This window comes from Aeromonas sp. 25-AL00135 (genome assembly GCF_054052385.1).
In genome coordinates this window covers 34,712-52,190 of sequence record NZ_JBSTYQ010000013.1, presented here as the reverse complement: position 1 = coordinate 52,190, position 17,479 = coordinate 34,712, and the positions used below count along the sequence as shown (strand labels likewise).

Annotated in this window: 18 protein-coding genes; 15 read left to right on the top strand and 3 right to left on the bottom strand. The window is 57.6% G+C overall.

Features of this window, described 5'->3' with window-relative positions; translation table 11 throughout:
- Positions 1-56 precede the first annotated feature (56 nt).
- Together mrcB and gloA2 are read left to right on the top strand one after the other, a co-directional pair.
- On the top strand, positions 57-2,375 hold the full coding sequence (gene mrcB / locus ACW5XC_RS13390; protein ID WP_042052390.1) for a penicillin-binding protein 1B: 2,319 nt from the start codon (positions 57-59) through the stop codon (positions 2,373-2,375).
- Positions 2,376-2,433: 58 nt separating this feature from the next.
- The gene (gene gloA2, locus ACW5XC_RS13385) at positions 2,434-2,835 is read left to right on the top strand and encodes an SMU1112c/YaeR family gloxylase I-like metalloprotein (protein ID WP_042052391.1); all 402 of its coding nucleotides are present in this window, start codon (positions 2,434-2,436) and stop codon (positions 2,833-2,835) included.
- A gap of 78 nt (positions 2,836-2,913) precedes the next feature.
- On the opposite strand, the gene ACW5XC_RS13380 is transcribed toward gloA2, so the two are convergent.
- Both ACW5XC_RS13380 and ACW5XC_RS13375 read right to left on the bottom strand, forming a co-directional pair.
- Positions 2,914-3,234: an SMR family transporter gene (locus ACW5XC_RS13380; RefSeq protein ID WP_042052392.1), complete on the bottom strand. Its 321-nt coding sequence runs from the start codon at positions 3,232-3,234 to the stop codon at positions 2,914-2,916.
- Positions 3,231-3,617 carry a DMT family transporter gene (locus tag ACW5XC_RS13375; protein WP_042052393.1) on the bottom strand — a complete coding sequence of 129 codons (387 nt, stop codon included), beginning with the start codon at positions 3,615-3,617 and terminating at the stop codon, positions 3,231-3,233. The genes ACW5XC_RS13380 and ACW5XC_RS13375 overlap by 4 nt, the downstream gene beginning before the upstream one ends.
- 157 nt (positions 3,618-3,774) lie before the next feature.
- Here ACW5XC_RS13375 and ACW5XC_RS13370 point away from each other — a divergent pair, with 157 nt between their 5' ends.
- The 3 genes from ACW5XC_RS13370 (at position 3,775) to ppa (ending at position 7,092) form a co-directional block, all read left to right on the top strand.
- On the top strand, positions 3,775-4,656 hold the full coding sequence (locus ACW5XC_RS13370) for a LysR family transcriptional regulator (protein ID WP_042052394.1): 882 nt from the start codon (positions 3,775-3,777) through the stop codon (positions 4,654-4,656).
- Between the two features lie 108 nt (positions 4,657-4,764).
- Positions 4,765-6,345, top strand: coding sequence for a DUF3369 domain-containing protein (locus ACW5XC_RS13365; protein WP_042052395.1), 1,581 nt, complete (start codon positions 4,765-4,767; stop codon positions 6,343-6,345).
- Between the two features lie 216 nt (positions 6,346-6,561).
- Positions 6,562-7,092, top strand: a complete 531-nt coding sequence (gene ppa / locus ACW5XC_RS13360; RefSeq protein ID WP_005335667.1) for an inorganic diphosphatase — start codon at positions 6,562-6,564, stop codon at positions 7,090-7,092.
- A gap of 26 nt (positions 7,093-7,118) precedes the next feature.
- Here the strand turns inward: ppa and ACW5XC_RS13355 are convergent, their stop codons facing one another.
- Positions 7,119-7,466, bottom strand: coding sequence for a hypothetical protein (locus tag ACW5XC_RS13355; protein ID WP_042052396.1), 348 nt, complete (start codon positions 7,464-7,466; stop codon positions 7,119-7,121).
- Positions 7,467-7,605: 139 nt separating this feature from the next.
- Between ACW5XC_RS13355 and ACW5XC_RS13350 the strand changes: the two genes are divergently transcribed.
- From ACW5XC_RS13350 to ACW5XC_RS13305, 10 genes are all read left to right on the top strand, one after another.
- Positions 7,606-8,496 carry a hypothetical protein gene (locus tag ACW5XC_RS13350; protein ID WP_042052397.1) on the top strand — a complete coding sequence of 297 codons (891 nt, stop codon included), beginning with the start codon at positions 7,606-7,608 and terminating at the stop codon, positions 8,494-8,496.
- Positions 8,497-8,716: 220 nt separating this feature from the next.
- On the top strand, positions 8,717-9,259 hold the full coding sequence (locus ACW5XC_RS13345; protein ID WP_005335681.1) for a YtfJ family protein: 543 nt from the start codon (positions 8,717-8,719) through the stop codon (positions 9,257-9,259).
- Positions 9,260-9,303: 44 nt separating this feature from the next.
- The gene (locus ACW5XC_RS13340) at positions 9,304-9,603 is read left to right on the top strand and encodes a DUF2607 family protein (protein WP_042052398.1); all 300 of its coding nucleotides are present in this window, start codon (positions 9,304-9,306) and stop codon (positions 9,601-9,603) included.
- Between the two features lie 31 nt (positions 9,604-9,634).
- The gene (locus tag ACW5XC_RS13335) at positions 9,635-10,231 is read left to right on the top strand and encodes a DUF2796 domain-containing protein (RefSeq protein ID WP_042052399.1); all 597 of its coding nucleotides are present in this window, start codon (positions 9,635-9,637) and stop codon (positions 10,229-10,231) included.
- Between the two features lie 4 nt (positions 10,232-10,235).
- Positions 10,236-10,925, top strand: a complete 690-nt coding sequence (locus tag ACW5XC_RS13330; protein WP_042052400.1) for an ABC transporter ATP-binding protein — start codon at positions 10,236-10,238, stop codon at positions 10,923-10,925.
- Positions 10,919-12,166 carry an ABC transporter permease gene (locus ACW5XC_RS13325; RefSeq protein ID WP_042052401.1) on the top strand — a complete coding sequence of 416 codons (1,248 nt, stop codon included), beginning with the start codon at positions 10,919-10,921 and terminating at the stop codon, positions 12,164-12,166. The genes ACW5XC_RS13330 and ACW5XC_RS13325 overlap by 7 nt, the downstream gene beginning before the upstream one ends.
- Positions 12,167-12,197: 31 nt before the next feature.
- Entirely contained in the window at positions 12,198-12,671 is a 474-nt protein-coding gene (locus ACW5XC_RS13320) for a DUF3299 domain-containing protein (protein WP_042052402.1), read from the top strand.
- Positions 12,672-12,775: 104 nt separating this feature from the next.
- Positions 12,776-13,636, top strand: coding sequence for a TIGR03899 family protein (locus ACW5XC_RS13315; RefSeq protein ID WP_042052403.1), 861 nt, complete (start codon positions 12,776-12,778; stop codon positions 13,634-13,636).
- A 276-nt stretch (positions 13,637-13,912) separates the two neighbouring features.
- A complete protein-coding gene (locus ACW5XC_RS13310) occupies positions 13,913-15,550 on the top strand; it encodes a methyl-accepting chemotaxis protein (protein ID WP_042052404.1) in 1,638 nt (545 codons plus the stop codon).
- Positions 15,551-16,369: 819 nt separating this feature from the next.
- Positions 16,370-17,479, top strand: coding sequence for an AAA family ATPase (locus ACW5XC_RS13305; RefSeq protein WP_042052405.1), 1,110 nt, complete (start codon positions 16,370-16,372; stop codon positions 17,477-17,479).

The window sequence follows — 17,479 nt, the reverse complement described above, 5'->3', positions numbered from 1 at the left end:
CGCTCGGACGTTCGCGAATGCGATATAACAAGTAGAAAGGAAAGCAAAGAGGATTTATGGCAACCCAACGACGCAAGCGTGCCCCCAAGAAGGCTGCGCCCAAACGCACCATCTGGCGCAAGCTGTTCTGGCTTGGCTTCAAGCTCTCCCTGGTGGTGGCGGCCTTTATGGTGGTGTTTGGCATCTACCTCGATACCAAGGTGCGCGAGCGCTTCGATGGCGAGAAGTGGCAGCTGCCGGTGATGGTCTATAGCCGCCCGCTGGAGCTCTACCCCAGCCAGCGCCTGTCGCGGGACCAGATGCTGCGCGAGCTCAACATGTTGAGCTACAAGCAGGTGCGCCAGCCTCACACACCGGGTGAATACACCATCAATGGCAACCGCATCGAGCTGATTCGCCGTCCGTTCGAGTTCTATGACGGCGCCGATGGTGCCCGTGGCCTGCGCCTCACCTTCAACGGCCCGCGCCTTGAGGGGATCCAGTCGCTGGAGAACCAGCGCCAGCTCGGTTACGCCCAGATGGACCCGGTGCTGCTCGATCGCCTCAATACCGAGGATCGGGAAGATCGCCTGCTGGTACGCATCGCCGAGGTGCCCGACAGCCTGCTGGTGACCCTGCTCACCACCGAAGATCGCGACTTCTACCAGCATGGCGGCGTCTCGCCGGTGGCCATCATGCGCGCCATGTTCGCCAACCTGATCGCGGGTCGCACCGTGCAGGGGGGCAGTACTCTGACCCAGCAGCTGGCCAAGAACTTCTTCCTGACCCGTGAACGCAGCCTGTGGCGAAAACTGCAGGAAGCCTACATGGCGGTGCTGATCGACTATCGCTACAGCAAAGACGAGATCCTCGAGTCCTACCTCAACGAGGTCTATCTGGGGCAGAACTTCTCGCAAGGGGTCTACGGTTTCGGCCTCGCCTCCTACTTCTACTTCGGCATTCCGGTCAACGAGCTGGATATCGATCAGGTGGCCCTGCTGGTCGGTCTGGTGAAAGGCCCCTCCTATTACGACCCATGGCGCTTCCCGGAGCGGGCCAAGACCCGCCGTGATCTGGTGCTGAAGCTGCTGATGGATCACGGCAGCCTGACCCAGGCAGAGTATGAACTGGCCAGCCGTCAGCCCCTCGGCATCATCGCTCGCGGCCAAATGAGTTATGGCCGTACCCCGGCCTTTATGGGATTGCTCAAGCGAGAGATCCAGAGCCGCTTCGGTGCCGATCTGCTCAAGCAGTCCGGCCTCAAGATCTTCACCAGCCTCGACCCCATCGCCCAGCATGCCGCCGAGCGAGCGGTCGAATCGGGCCTCGCCGATATCGAGAAACTGCGCGGCAAGAAGAAGCTGGAGGCGGCCATGGTGGTCTCCGACTGGCATAAGGGCGAAGTCGTCGCGCTGGTGGGTGGCCGCGATCCCCGCTACGCCGGGTTCAACCGGGCGCTGGATGCCCGCCGCCAGATCGGCTCGCTGGTGAAACCGGCGGTCTACCTCACCGGTCTCTCCAACGGCCTGACGCTCGCGACCCCACTCAAAGATCAGCCGATCCGCATTCGCGGTCAGGATGGTCAGGTCTGGACGCCGCAGAACTACGATCGCAAGTTCCGCCAGAGCGTGCCGCTGATGGATGCGTTGGCCAGCTCCCTCAACGTGCCGACCGTCAATCTGGGTCTGCAGGTGGGGCTGGAGAAGGTAGTCGACACCCTGCACAAGCTGGGAGTCCAGCAGGAGATCCAGCCCTATCCGTCGCTGGTGCTGGGGGCGGTGGCCCTCTCCCCGCTGGAGGTGAACCAGATGTATCTGCCCATCGCCAATCAGGGACTGACCCAGCCGCTGTCGGCCATTCGCGCCGTAGTCAACGGTGATGGCAGCCTGCTCTATCAGCATGATCAGACCGCCAAGCGGGTCACCGACCAGCAGGCAAGCTGGCTGACCCTGTTCGCCATGACCAAGACGGTGAGTCAGGGCACGGCCCGCGCGCTCAGTGCCAAGTTCCCCGGCGCCACCATGGCGGCCAAGACAGGCACCACCAACGAGCTGCGCGACTCCTGGTTTGCCGGGATGGACAACAACGAACTGGTCAGTATCTGGGTCGGTCGCGACGACAACACCCCGGCGGGCTTGACCGGTGCCAGCGGTGCTCTGCAGCTATTTAGCGGCTACATGAGCCAACGCGGCGTCAACAGTCTGGGGCTGAAGATGCCGGAAGGGGTCACCTGGGCCAACTTCTCCCGCGCCAGCGGCACCCGCGTCACCAGCGACTGCCCGGGCAGCCTGCAGGTGCCGGCCAAAGCCTCCACCATGGGCTCCCCGGCCGGTTGCGCCAGCAGTGCGACGCCACGCAGTGCGCTGGATGACTGGTTCGGCGGTTTCTTCAACTAGATCTACGACACGGGCAGCGCAGGCTGCCCGTTCACTATGCTGCTGACAAGGAAACACCATGACCTTTCCGCTGTTTGACGCCATCCACCATGTGGCCATCATCGCCAGCGATTACCCACGCTCGCGCCACTTCTACCACGAGGTGCTGGGGCTACCCATTATCGCCGAGACCCTGCGCGAGGCGCGCCAGTCGTGGAAACTGGATCTGGCCCTGCCGGACGGCAGCCAGCTGGAGCTGTTCAGCTTCCCCTCACCTCCCGAGCGCCCCTCCCGCCCCGAGGCGTGCGGCCTGCGCCATCTCGCCTTTCGGATCAGCGATCTTGACCGGGTCATCGCCCACCTGCTGGCCCATCGGGTCGAGGTAGAGCCGGTACGGGTGGACGAGCTGACCGGCAAGCGCTTTACCTTCTTCGCCGACCCCGACGGCCTGCCACTGGAGCTCTACGAAGCGCCGCGCTGAGCCTGCATCGACCAAGCAATCAGCCAAACAAAAGCCGCCCGGTTGCAACCGGGCGGCATTTCTTGTTGCTTCAGATTATCAGGCGGTAGTCAGCATAACGACAGCCAGCGCCATCACCATCATGCCAGCCCAGCCGATGGGCTTGAGCCGCTCACCAAAGAAGATCAAACCACCCAGCGCCGTACCGACGATGCCGATAGCCCCCCAGGTGGCGTAGGCAACAGCCAGGTCAATCTGGCCGCTACTTACCGCTTCCGAGAGCAGGGTAAAGGCGCCGAGTACCAGCATGATCCCCAGGAATCCCCACCCCTTGTAACGAAAACCCTTGGAGCGGTTGATAGCCATGTTGGCGCCGATATCGATCAGCGCGGCACCCAGTACAATCACAAACGGACTCATGCTGTGGCCTCCGCTTCTACTGACTCGTCTGCGGGCTCATCATGGGTCTCCCCCATGGTCACCATAACAATCCCCACTATCGCGAGAGCCAGGCCAATCAGCTCCTGAACGGTCACATCGTAACCAAGGAACATGACCGACACTATGGTGATCAAGGTGATCCCGAGCCCCTCCCAAAGCGCAAACGCAATACCAATGGAGATTGTTTTGGCGGCTTTCGCCAGCAACCAGTACGAGAAACCGATCAACAGCCACATCGGGATGTAATTCATCCAGCCAGCCCCCTGCTCGGGGATCATGGCCATGCTGGAGGTACCGGCGACCTCGGTCACGATGGCGCCGGTCAAAAACAGCCGGGCCAGAAACATACGACTTAATAACATATAAGATGCCTTTGTTGCTTCGACGGGAGAGATGGTAAACGGGGAGAAGCAACTCGCGACAATCGCTCAGCGTCGATTATTCCGACGCCACAGGTTTGCCTTGCCTTGGTTCGGCACGCTAAGGTGATGGTGAAAAACTCCGCCATGGCCTGTAAACATGAAGCTATATCAGATAGAACTCTTTGTAGAGTCAGCCAATAGCGGCTCTATTGCCAACACCGCCCGTCGCCTCGGCAAAAGCCGCAGCGCCGTCAGCACCTCCATCGCGGCGCTGGAAGTTGAGCTTGGCGTCGAACTTTTTGAACGAGGCGCCAATCAGAGTCGGCTGACCGAGATCGGCGAGCTGGTGCTTGATGATTGCACTCGCCTGCTGCAGGCAGCCAACAGCCTGCAGCAGAAGTGCAAACATTACGCCTCGGGGGCCGAAGTGGCGCTGCGAGTCGCCCGCGATGACGCGATTCCCGAGCCGGTGTGGCGCGAGATGCTGGCCAGCCTGCACAACCAGTTTCCCGGCACCAGTATCTCGCTGGTGCTCGCCTCTCCGCCCGAACTGCCGGCGCTGGTGGAAGAGGGGTTCGTCGATGCCGCCTTTGGCCTTATCACCGAGGATCAGGAGCGCAGCGGCCTCAATATCGACGTGCTCAACCCGATCCGCACCCTGATGGTGGTGGCGCCCAACCATCCGCTGGCCGGACTGAAGCGGGTCAAACAACAGGATCTGACCGATCACACCCAGGTTACCCTCTCGTATGTAGATGAATTTTCTGTAAAAAGCCTGCTACCTGTGGGAGGCCAGCATATCGGCCTCTCCAGCTTCGAATTGATGCGCAATGCGGTGCTGGACGGGCTGGGTTGGGCAGTGCTCCCCTCGCCTCTGATCCAGAGCCAGCTGCGACAAGGCACCCTGCTGACCCTGAAACACAAGTTCAGCCTGCAGTGGCGGGATTACGGGGTCTATCTGGCGGAAAACGCCTATCACGGCAAGGTGTTGGCCTGGTTGAAGCGCTCAATCCAGACATATCTGGAACCATTCGAATAGATGAAAGTCACGGAGCAAGTTCACGATCTGCATTTAAGCTGATGCGTCTACCGAGCATGATCGTGCATACTGTTTACATACTCATTGAACGCCGGAGGCGTAACCGATATGAGCAGTGCCCAAGACAAGGACGATATCTTGCTGGACGACGACATCATCGAACTCGATGATGAGGAGGTCGTGGTCCCCAAGGCACTCAACCCATGGCAAGTGCTGATCGTGGATGATGAGCCGGATATCCATCATGCCACCCGCCTGGCCCTCTCCAACATTCACTACAAATCCCGTCCGCTGGAGCTGCTCAATGCCTACAGCGGCGCCGAAGCTGGCCGCATGCTGGAGGCCAATCCCAGGATTGCACTGATCCTGCTCGATGTAGTGATGGAGACCGAAGACGCAGGTCTGCGGCTGGTGCACCGGATCCGCAACGAAATGCACAACTCGCTGGTGCGGATCGTGCTGCGTACCGGCCAGCCCGGCCAAGCCCCCGAGCAGCGGGTGATCCTTGATTACGACATCAATGACTACAAGACCAAGACCGAGCTGACGGTACAAAAACTCTACACCACTGTCATTGCATCCCTGCGCTCATACGAAACCCTCAGTGCCATCGACAAGAGTCGGCAGGGGCTCGGCAAAATTCTCGAAGGGGCGGGCGATCTCTACCATCTTCATTCACTCAAGGAGTTTGCCTCCGGCGTGCTGAAACAGATCAGCGCCATTCTCGATGTGGGCACCGAAGGGGCTATCTGCGCCGAGCGCCGTCCCGGAGAACAGGGGCTGGAGATCCTCGCCGCCACCGGCGACTACGAGACTCTGCTGGATGATGGCAAGATCACCGACTTTCCCACCCTCAATGACTCGGTCATGAAGGCACTGGCGGCGCGCTGCAACCGCTTTGAACACCCGCAGGACTCCCTCTATATCGCCGCCCAGAATGGTCGCGAGTTCGTGTTGAGTTTTACCCCGACCCAGCCTCTCGATCCCCTCGAGTGCGATCTGCTGGATGTCTTCTGTCAGCGCATCTCGGCGGCCTACGACAACCTCTATCTCTACAATCAGTTGCTGCGCGCCCAAGAGGCCACCGTGGTGGCGCTGGCGGCGCTGGCGGAATTTCGCGACTCCGATACCGGCGAGCATGTCTTGCGGGTGCAGAAGCTCTCGGATGCCATCGTGGCCGAATTGAAGCAGATGGCGGCCTATCCCGAGCAGCTGACCCCGGAGTTTGTCGAGATGATCGGCATGGCCTCCATCCTGCACGATGTGGGCAAGGTGGGCACCCCGGATCATATCCTGCACAAGCCCGGCCGTTTCGACCCGGAAGAGCGGGCCATCATGGAGCAGCACGCCGGTATCGGCGCCAATATCCTGCACAAGGCGGGCGAAATGGTGGAGGGAACCAGCTACCTCTCTCTCGGCGCCGAAATCGCCCGGGGCCACCATGAGCACTTCGATGGCAAGGGCTACCCGCAGCAGCTGACTGGCCAGCAGATCCCGCTGTCGGCGAGGATTGTGGCGGTGGTCGATGTATTCGATGCCCTACTCAGCAAGCGCCCCTACAAAGAACCCTGGACGCTGGCGCAGACCATGGAGTATATCCAGTCCCGCTCCGGCACCCAGTTTGACCCTCATGTAGTGACAGCCCTGTCGCGACTGGTCAACGAGTCGAGACTCCCCTACTCGCTCTGACCCTCTTTGCTCGCTACTCCATATGCCCTGCCGGTGACCTTGCTCACCGGCAGGGCATCAAAACAGCCGTTTTGTTGCATCCCGCAGACATCAAAGCGCCGCAAACCGGAAACATCCTCCTTCTTTGTTAGCGATATCCGCTGAAATATGGTCATTTAACATCACATCGCTATAATATCGGCCTGCAAACCTGATACTAACAACGAAGGAAATATCATGAGCCTGAACCTGGTACCGGCTGGCAAGAGCCTGCCCGACGATATCTATGTCATCATCGAAATCCCGCAGAATGCCGACCCGATCAAATACGAAGTCGACAAGGACAGCGGTGCTATTTTCGTCGATCGCTTCATGTCTACCCCGATGTTCTATCCGTGCAACTACGGCTACGTGAACGCGACCCTCTCTCTGGATGGTGACCCCGTCGACGTACTGGTTCCGACCCCCTACCCGCTGCTGGCCGGTTCCGTCATTCGCTGCCGCCCGGTTGGCGTGCTGAAGATGACCGACGAATCTGGCGAAGATGCCAAGATCGTTGCAGTACCACACTCCAAGCTGACCAAGCAGTACGACCACATCCAGGATGTGAACGATCTGCCGGAACTGCTGAAAGCCCAGATCCAGCACTTCTTCGAGCGCTACAAAGAGCTGGAAGCGGGCAAATGGGTCAAGGTGGAAGGTTGGGGCGACAAGGCCGCTGCCGAAGCCGAGATCAAGACCTCTGCCGAGCGTTACGCTGCCAAGTAAGCGTCACCCGGAATGAGAAAGGCGCCTTATGGCGCCTTTTTTGTCGGTATTTGCGGCAGCTGACCGGCCGCATCTTCGGCAGGATTGCCCTGAATGTATATTTCACGGCCATCTTTCTGGTAAGGCCGATAGTAATCACCGCCACAGCGATAGCCGCCGCCCGGCTGGCTCATCAGCTCGCAGTTGACCGGCAACACCTCCAGCCACTTGATGGCCTGCTGGTAGCGCAGCCACTCCTGCCATTCGTGCTCGCGTGCCAGCTGATCGCGCAGGGCAAAGGTATCCGCAATGGACATCCCCTTGTTGACGATCACCTGACCCGCCATGGCTGGCAGGCTGAGCAGCCCAAACAGCACTATGATCCAAGGCTTCATAACCCCTCCAGAGTGACTTAATTTCACAATTAAATTAAAAGTCACATCAATCTGTTATCCAGATCACAAAACGAAACATCACCAAAGTGGTGCCGGCTCACCTAGTTGTTAATTATCGTCCACGGCAGGAAGCACCACCATGAAGCTGACCCCCACGCTGTTGCTCAGCCTCACTCTCTGCACCACTCTTGGTGCTACAAGCAACGCCAGCGAAATCAACATGAGCTGGCAGTGGCAATCCACCGATGGCCAGCGCAAGCACTTCCAGCTGACCACTGACGATCAGGTGATGGCCGCCAGTCGCCACGAGATGAGCCTGCTGAAGGCTTCCCTCACCAATCCGCTGGAGACCCTTTACGCCTACATCAGCCCGCGGCTCTACAACAGCATCAACCTGATCAATCAGAGCAGCCCCGAGACAGCTACCAAATTTCGCAATCTGGAGCAGGCCTTCACCCTGCGGGACGACAGCATGGAGTCGATGCTGTTTTGGCAAGCCTACCAGCAGTATCAGGAGGATGCCTTCTACCAGATGAGGGTGATCCCCTGCGTCCATCCTGCCAATCGCAAACTGCCATGCGTGCGACCCGATTACTCCCAGCTCTTCTACCACTTCAAAGGGCACCTCAAGCCGCTGGCGCAGCAATTTGCGGCCAAGGATCTCGCCACCAGCGTCAGCCTGCTGCAGGAGTGGCTGAACGCCATCCCCACTCAGCCGGAGCAGCTGGATCACTTCGCGCCGCCGCTGCAGGCACTGCAAGATAACAAGGCCGACAGCGACGAGAAGGCGCTGTTGATGGCCAGTCTGCTGGCGGAGCTGGCGCCGCAATATGTGCTCAGCATCATCTATCCGGATATCAGCATCGGCAGCGTCTCCCCTGCCTGGCTGGCCATTACGGCAGACAGTGGCGTACCCGGAGATGTGGTGGTGATCAACAATCAGCGCCATGTGCTGCTGACCGGCTCGTCCCTGCTGGCCCAGCAGATGACCATGGCCAAGATCCCCCTCATCAGCGAATCGCTCTACTGACGCAGACAGCTCAGACCAGCAGCCAATTCATTGATTTTTATCGATGTCATGCCATCCTAGCCGCCCTTGCCAGCCAACCACCTGACTGGCGGGGCGCCGACGCTTCTGAATTGCGATCTTATTTAACACTTTTTAAACAGATCCGATCAGTTTAGGATGAAGCTCGCCCATTCCCTCAATCCGAAACTCGTTATAACATAACAAATGGAGTGTCATCAGGATGAAACATCTTGTACTTACTTTGGCGCTGCTGCCATCTCTGGTCTTTGCTCACAACTTCAAGGATGGCAACCCGGTGCCGCTGGTCAATGTCAGTGACAAGGGTGAGCTGGTACTGAACGGCAAGGAGATCGGCTACCAGCCGTGGCAGAGCACCTCGCTCACCGGCAAGGTGTTCCTGATCCAGCATATTGCCGGTCGCTCCAGTGCCAAGGAGCTGAACGCCCCGATGATCGAGGCGATCAAGGCCGCCAAGTTGCCGCAAGACAAGTACCAGACCGTTACCGTCATCAACAGCAATGACGCCATCTGGGGCACCTCCGGCTTCGTGAAGAGCAGTGCCGAGGACAGCAAGAAAGAGTTCCCATGGTCCGCCATGGTGCTGGATGCCAAGGGCATGGCGCGCAACGCCTGGGATCTGACGCCGGAAAGCTCGGCGATCATCCTGCTGGATAAAGAGGGCAAGGTGCTGTTTGCCAAAGATGGCCAGCTCGATGCCAACAACATTGCTACCGTGATGGGGCTCATCAAGTCCCATCTCTAAGTCAGAGAGAAAGGGCGCTGATGGCGCCCTTTCCATAAGGGTCTATGGGTCGTATCAAGCTGAAAATCTGGATCTTGCTGCTGGGCTGGTTATGGCTGCAGCCTGCCCTTGCCCGGCACCAGTTTGAATCCGCCCTGCCCGGCCACGATGACCATCACTGCCTGGTTTGCGCCCTCCATCTGGATGGCAAGCAGGTCATCACCGCTACCCCCTATTGTTTCCCCGGTTCGACCTCTGTCCTGCCCGCAGTTGCAACCATGCAACGCTCGGCGGATACAACCACACTTCACTGCTATGCCATCCGTGCGCCGCCCGTCTCTGCTTTTCTCTATCCCTTTGTTTAATTTCGCTATTTGTTTTGAAAAAGGATTAAAGATGAAAGCAGTTACTCTGTTGCTGGCCGCAGCGGCCTTTGGCGCACACGCAAATCACGACGAACACGAGAGCCACAGCCACGGCGCCCACGAGCATGGCCACGGCCACCTCAATCTGGTGGTCGATGGCGACCAGTTGATGATCGAACTGCAGGCCCCCGCAGCCGATCTGGTGGGCTTCGAGCACGCCGCCAAGAGCGATGAAGAGAAGGCGCAGTATTCCAAAGCGGTCGCCCGCCTCCAGCAACCTGACACCCTGTTCCGCTTCGACCCGTCCGCAGGCTGCAAACTGACCCAGCAGGAACTGCAAGCAGCCAAAGAAGATCATGATCACGACCATGACCATGACCATGGCCATGACCATGACAAGGCTGCCAGCGACAAACATGAAGACCACCATGATCATGACGAAGCGGGTCACGCCGATATAGGCGCCATGTATACCTACACCTGCGCCACGCCGGCCAAACTGACCGGCCTTGAGGCGACCCTGTTCAGCGTCTATCCGAGCCTTGGGAAGCTGAGCGTGCAGGGCATCCTGCCCATCGGCCAGACCGCAGGCGAGCTGACCCCGTCCGCCAACAAGCTGAGCTGGTAACGCCATGAAAAAAGCCGTGGTTGAGATCCGCGATCTGGCCTTTGCCTGGCCAGGTGGCGACGCTGTACTCGATCTGCCCGCCCTCACCATCCGCGAGGGTGAGCGGGTCTTTATCAAGGGCCCGTCGGGCTCTGGCAAGTCGACCCTGCTCGGGTTGCTGGCCGGGATCCAGAGCGCCAACCACGGCACCCTGGAGGTGCTGGGCCAACCATTGGCCCGGCTCTCTGGCCGTGCCCGTGACCACTTCCGGGCGGCCAATCTGGGTTATATCTTCCAGCAGTTCAATCTGCTGCCCTTTCTCTCGGTGCAGGACAACGTGACCGCTGCCCTCACCTTCTCGCCCGCCAAACGGGCCCGCCTGCAAGGGAGTCCGGAGCAGGAGGCGCGCCGTCTGCTGGCGGAGCTGCAACTGCCGGATGACGCACTGCATCGCCCCGTCCACGCCCTCAGCATCGGCCAGCAGCAGCGGGTTGCCGCCGCACGGGCGCTGATCGGCTCGCCGCCACTGGTGATCGCCGACGAGCCCACCTCGGCCCTCGATACCGACAACCGGGCGGCCTTTATCAAGCTGTTGTTCGAGGAGTGCGACAAGCAGGGCTCGACCCTGATCTTCGTCAGTCACGACCCTTATCTCGAACCCCTGTTCCCGCGAGTCGAAAACCTGCAACAGCTCAACCGGAGGGCATCATGCTAAAGCTAGCCCTGCAAAGTCTCTGGGCCCGCCGCCTCACCGCCGGGCTCACCCTGCTGGCCGTCGCCATCAGCGTCACCCTGCTGCTCGGGGTGGAACGAGTGCGCACCCAGGCCCGCGAAAGCTTCTCCAACACCGTCTCGGGGACCGATCTCATCGTCGGCGCCCGCTCCGGCCAGGTGAACCTGCTGCTCTACTCGGTGTTTCGCATCGGCAACCCCACCAACAACGTGGGATGGGACTCCTATCAGGCCATCAAGCAGAAACCGGGCGTCGCCTGGACCATCCCGCTTTCCCTTGGTGACTCCCACAAGGGATTTCGGGTGCTCGGCACCAATGGCGACTACTTCACCCACCTGAAGTACGGTCAGCAGCAGTCGCTGCAACTGCGGGAAGGTCGGCCTTTCGACACGCCGTTTGAAGCGGTACTCGGCGCTCAGGTGGCCGAGAAGCTCGGCTATCACCTCGACCAATCCATCGTTATCGCCCACGGCGCTGGCAACACCTCGTTCAGCCAGCACGACAACCTGCCATTCAAGGTGGTGGGTATTCTGGCGCCGACCGGCACGCCCATCGATCGCACCATCCATGTGCCGCTGGCGGGGATAGAGGCGATCCATCTGGGCTGGGATACCGGCCGCCACAGCAAGAACGTGACGCCGGAGCAGGCGCTGGCGCAGGATCTCACCCCGAAAACCATCACCGCCTTTATGGTGGGCTTGAGCAACCGGATCCTGGCGTTCCAGCTGCAACGTAGCGTCAACACCTATCCCAAAGAGCCGCTGATGGCGATCCTGCCGGGGGCCGCCCTGCAGGAGCTGTGGAGCCTGATGAGCGTGGCGGAAACCGCCCTCTCGGTCATCGCCGGTTTCGTGGTGGTGGCGGGCCTGATCGGCATGCTGACTACCCTGCTGGCGGGGCTTAACGAGCGGCGCCGGGAACTCGCTATTTTGCGATCCCTCGGCGCGGGCCCTGCCCACCTGTTCCTGCTGCTGGCGCTGGAGGCCATGGCGCTGACCACGGTCGGCATCGCTCTCGGGGTCGCCGTGCTCTATCTGGGGCAGGGGCTTGCCTCGCCCTGGCTGCTCAGCCACTATGGCCTGCAACTGAGTCTGGGGCTGCCGAGCGCCTATGAGTGGCAGTTGCTGGGGGTAGTCTGGCTGGCAGGCATGGTGATCGGCCTGCTCCCTGCTGCACGCGCTTACCGCTACAGCCTGAGCGATGGCATGAGCATTCGCGTCTAGCGAGACGCCCAAAATAGAAACAGAAGGACAGATGATGAAGTGGAAAATTGTGGTGCTGCTCGCCAGCCTGCTGGTGTTGCCCGCCCTGGCCGCCGATTACAAGACCATCGACTGGGATGTGCTCATCCCGGAAGGGGAGAAACTGCTGCCACCACCCCAGGTCAATCACGAAGATCCCATGTCGGTGCCGCAACCGGTGGGCGGAGTGAACAAAAAGCTGGACAACCAGGATGTGCGCATTCCGGGCTTCGTGGTGCCGCTGGAAGGGGATGCCAAGAAGATCACCGCCTTCCTGCTGGTGCCCTACTTCGGCGCCTGCATCCATGTGCCGCCGCCCCCCACCAATCAGGTGATCTATGTGAGCTACCCCAAGGGGGCGCCCGTGGATGACCTGTGGGATGCCATCTGGGTGAAGGGCAAGATGCGCACGGTCAGCTCCAGTCACGAGATGGCCACCGCCTCCTACTCGATGGAAGCAGTCGAGGTGAGCGTCTACGAGGAGTAATCCTCCCGTTGCAAAAAAAGCGGCCTCCGTGGAGGCCGCTTTGTTATCTTGGCATCCCGGTTGGAGTAACATTCAGCTCCAGAACCTGTGCGAATGGAGTCAGCATGGCAGACCTCCCCCCCCCGAAAAAAGAGAGTTCGATCCTGAGCAGCCAGGAGCAAACCCTGCGTCTGGCCCGCAGTCGCGGCATCGACGGCATGCTCACCCGCAATACCGACAGCACCTTCGAACAGCGCGCCACCTTTCGCCATCTGGCGGATCAGGCCGCCCGCCAGCGCAATCTGGAAGCCATCATGGTGATGGCCTCCCGCCACTGCGAAGAGACCGCGGCCGGTGGCGAGATGGACAGCGACTGGCTGACCCGCTTCCTGCAACTGGCGGAAGATATCAGCATGGTGCCGATGCAGCAGCTGTGGGGGCGGATCTTCGCGCTGGAAGTCGCCACGCCGGGCCGCTTCTCCATTCGGGCGCTCGCCACCCTCAAAGAGATGACCCAACGCGAGGCCCAGCTGTTTCAGCGCATCTGTTCACTGACTTGCCACTACGCCGGCAGCGACGAGCAGCGACTGCTGCTGGGGCTGCACAAGGGGGCCACCCTGCTGAGTCGCGCCAAGGCGACGCGCCTTGGCCTTGGCAAATACCGACTGCCCTACAACGCCCTGCTGCAACTGTTTGAGCTCGGGCTGCTGCATCGCGCGGAGCTGGAATCCGGCCCGCTGCCCGCCGATGGGGTCGAGCTGGAATTCGGCAACCAGCGCTGGCGGCTGCAATGCAAGCAGAACAACATCACCCTGCTCTACTACCGCCTCACCCCGGTGGGCAACGAGCTCGCCCAGCTGCTGCAAGAGTCGCCGCTGGAGGAGTACCTGCAGGATCTGAAAACCGTGCTGGTGCAGGGTATCCAGATTGAAGTGATGCAGCTTGTCAGCACCCCCTCCTCACCCGCTCCCGACCCTCTCCCCTGATCTCTGGCGGGGCAGCTGCTGCCCCGTCGGTTCGTGGCACCTTCGCATCCAGCTGCTGGCTCCCAGCTTATGGGCTTGACCAGAATAGGTTGCAAATTGCAGATGCCGCAGAGGCACACCCCGTCAGAACCGTTGCATATTGCAAACAACCACGCGCTTTTCCTCTCCAAACCTCGCTAATAACACATCAATCATTAGCTTTTGCCAGCTGGCCCGCCCCTTGCACATGTCTTGATGCAGATCAAAATTCAACCACCACAGCTCGGGAGCAAGGCCATGAGAATCAATCAACCGGTTACCCAAAGAGAACGTCTCTATCCAGACCACCAGAGCCTCATCTCCACCACGGATCTGGAGAGCCGCATCACCTACGCCAACGATGAGTTCTGCGAGATAGCAGGCTTCTCGCTCGACGAGCTGAAGGGGGAACACCACAATCTGGTGCGCCATCCTGACATGCCGAAACAGGCCTTTGCCGATCTGTGGGGTCACATCAGGGATGGCAAGAGCTGGATGGGGCCGGTGAAAAATCGCTGCAAGAACGGTGACCACTACTGGGTCAGCGCCTTTGTCACCCCCATCAAGGATGCCAGCGGCCGGGTGGTGGAGTATCAGTCGGTGCGCACCGCCCCGAGCGAGGAGATCAAACAGCGGGCCGAGAAGGTCTATGCCGACCTTCGCAACAACAAGCTGCCGCTGGCGCTCAAGTTGCCCACCTTCTCCCATACCCTGGCCATCAACCTCTGTCTGCTGCTGAGCCTGCTCGCCATGTTTGCCCTGGGCTACAGCCACGATATGAACTGGCAACTGGCGCTGGCCGCCCTGCCGCTGGCGATAGCGGCCATCACCCTGAATGCCCTCTCCCGCCGCCTCGGCAAGCTCAACAAGATGGCCCGCAGCCGCTTTGACAACCCGCTGATGCAGCTGCTCTACACCAACAAGGTGGACAATATCGCCGCCATCGAACTCTCGATGGTGATGAATCAGGCCGAGTTCAACGCCGTGCTGGCCCGCACCCAGCAGACTTGCAGCAAGATCCTGCTGGCCGCCGAGGGGGATCTGCGCAACGCCGAATCCATCACCGACAACCTGCAACAGCAGCAGGCCGAAACCAATCAGGTAGCGACCGCCGTGACCGAGATGTCGGAATCCATTCGCGAGGTTTCACAGAGCTCCAGCGAATCCTCCAGCCTGCTGGATGAAACGGCCGTGCTGTTCAAGAGCGGCAACAGTAGCGTGGCCGAAACCGTGGCTGCCGTGGCTGGTATGAACAGCGAACTTATCACCTCCAAGAGCGTGATCAGTGCGCTGGTCGGCCACTGCCGCGATATCGACGGCATCCTCGATGTGATCAACAACATCGCCAACCAGACCAACCTACTGGCCCTCAACGCCGCCATTGAAGCGGCTCGGGCTGGCGAAGCGGGTCGCGGCTTCTCGGTAGTGGCCGATGAGATCCGCACCCTCGCCATCAAGACCCAATCCTCGACCAGCGAGATCCAGAAGATGATCACCGAGCTGCAAAACAGCTCTGGCGAGGCTGAGCAAGCGATGGAGAAGGGCTGCCAACTTGCCGACAGTTGCCAGCAGAAGGCCACCGCGACCGGCACCATACTCCAGCAAATCAACAACATGTTGCAGCAGGTGGCCTCCGGCAGCAGCCAGATTGCCCAGGCGGTGCAAGAGCAGTCCCACGTCACCGCCGAGATCAACCGTAACGTGCTCAGCATCAAGACCCTGGCCGATGACTCCAGCGTGGGCAGCCAGCACGCCGTGCACGGCATCACCCAGCTGGTAAACCAGTTGAGCGATCTCGACCGGCTGGTACGCCAGTTCCAGAAAGGGGCTCCGGCCACCCAAAGCCGCTACGAAGTGGCCACCACCCGCGCCGTGCCGGTTCGCCAAGCCAGATAACCGCTACCCAAACCATCACCGCAGAAAAACCAAATGGGCCCTTGGGCCCATGTGGTTTTTTAATGACCGCCAACAAGAGGGCGGCACTCTCGCTTTCACCGTCCGATTTTCCCCAGCTCTGATGGCCAACACTGTTGAGCGGTTATATCGCCGTCCGTTATTTATTAATTTATTGATCTTGCTCAGAAAACCGCCCGCTTGCGCTTTTCACCCCAGCACCGTTCGGTAACATAGCCGCTTGGCAACCTCTCGCAGGAGTCAGCCATGAGCCAGTGCAGAGCTATATCGCAGGTAAAAAACAGCAAACTGGAGGCTGGAATTCAGGGGCGGTAGCGTGGTTTTGCAGGTTGGCGCAGAGCGTAGCGAAGCCCAAAAGACGATATGTGCATCATTAAAAGTAACAACAGTCCAAATTTCACTCGCTGTCTATCACTACCGAATACCAATCAATTTATTGATCTTATTCAGAAAACCACCACCTTTTTCTTCCCTTTCTGGCCTTAGACAGTATCATTGCCGTTTGGCAATCGTCTCATTCGAGTTACCCATGCGTGATGCCATAGAGAAACTTGGTAAAAAAACAGCAAACTAGAAGCTGTAATCTAGGGGCGGTAGCTTTGTCTAACGACACACAAAACTAAATAAAACACCTCAAAACACAATTAAATCACATTGATAATGTATAAAAAAGAAGCCTACTGGTGAAGTTTTTATTTATTAATTTATTTCGTAGCAAGTGTCACGCCTTAATTTAATCGGCACACCAAAAACATAAGACACTTAAATATCAGCAAGCATTCATTTCGAATGGAGAATAACATGCAATTAGAAGAATGGAGAAAAACAAACCCATTTTTCATTAAAAAAATAACTGTCAAAAACCTAGTTTCTAGATATGACATTGAATGGGTTTTAAGCGATATAAATGTGCTCGTCGGTAATAATGGCTCAGGCAAGTCAACTATATTCAAGTTAGCAAAAGTAGGCCTTCAAGATATAAATGAAAACACTAATAACATAGATGGTGTTTTAGGTAAATTCGATTCTTTCGAAATAGAATTGAACAATGGGAAAAAAGGGAAAATAAATATAGTTGATGATCATGCTCAAAAAGATCAAATGCTGAAACTATTAACAAACTTACTTGATAATGAAGATTTTATTCGTCAGATGGATGATGTTTCAGCGACAAATATTAAGAGCATGATAAATAGCATCAATAATGATGTAACTTCCTCAAAAAATGATATAAGAAAATATGTTCTGAAAGGCTCTTCACAGTTCATTACAAAAAATGAAGAAGGCTCTAGCGTAAATATTTTACATAACCATGTATCGATAGAGTTTATTTCGACTTTTGACATGCTGCTACTCTCCCAAGAAAAATATGACCAATACAGTGAAAAACGTTACTCAGAACTCGATGTTGTCATACAAGAAGAATTAGAACGATTAAGATCTAACATTATAAAAATTAAAGACAAGACTAAAAAGGAATATTCTAAAAAGAGTAATTCAAAACCATTACAAGAAGTTGAAGATAAAAACAATGCAAAGTTGGATATTTTGAATAATGAGCTTTCAAAATATTTCAAAGAATCTGATAAAAAAGTTCTTATAAGCAAACAAGGTAATTTATCTATCACATCAAAGGAACAGAGTTTAAGTACAACGGACCTATCCTCAGGTGAAAAGCAGCTAATTTTAATATTAATTAAAACTTTAAACTGTTCTCTTTTTAATCCATGCATAATATTTATGGATGAACCTGAGATATCTTTGCATGTTGGATGGCAGATGAATATTATTAACAGCCTTAAAAGAATTGCAGCACAATCCCAACTTGTTGTTGTTACACATTCTCCCGCATTAGTTATGAAATACTACAAATCAAAAATGGTTGATATTAAAGACTTAATCTGCAAATAA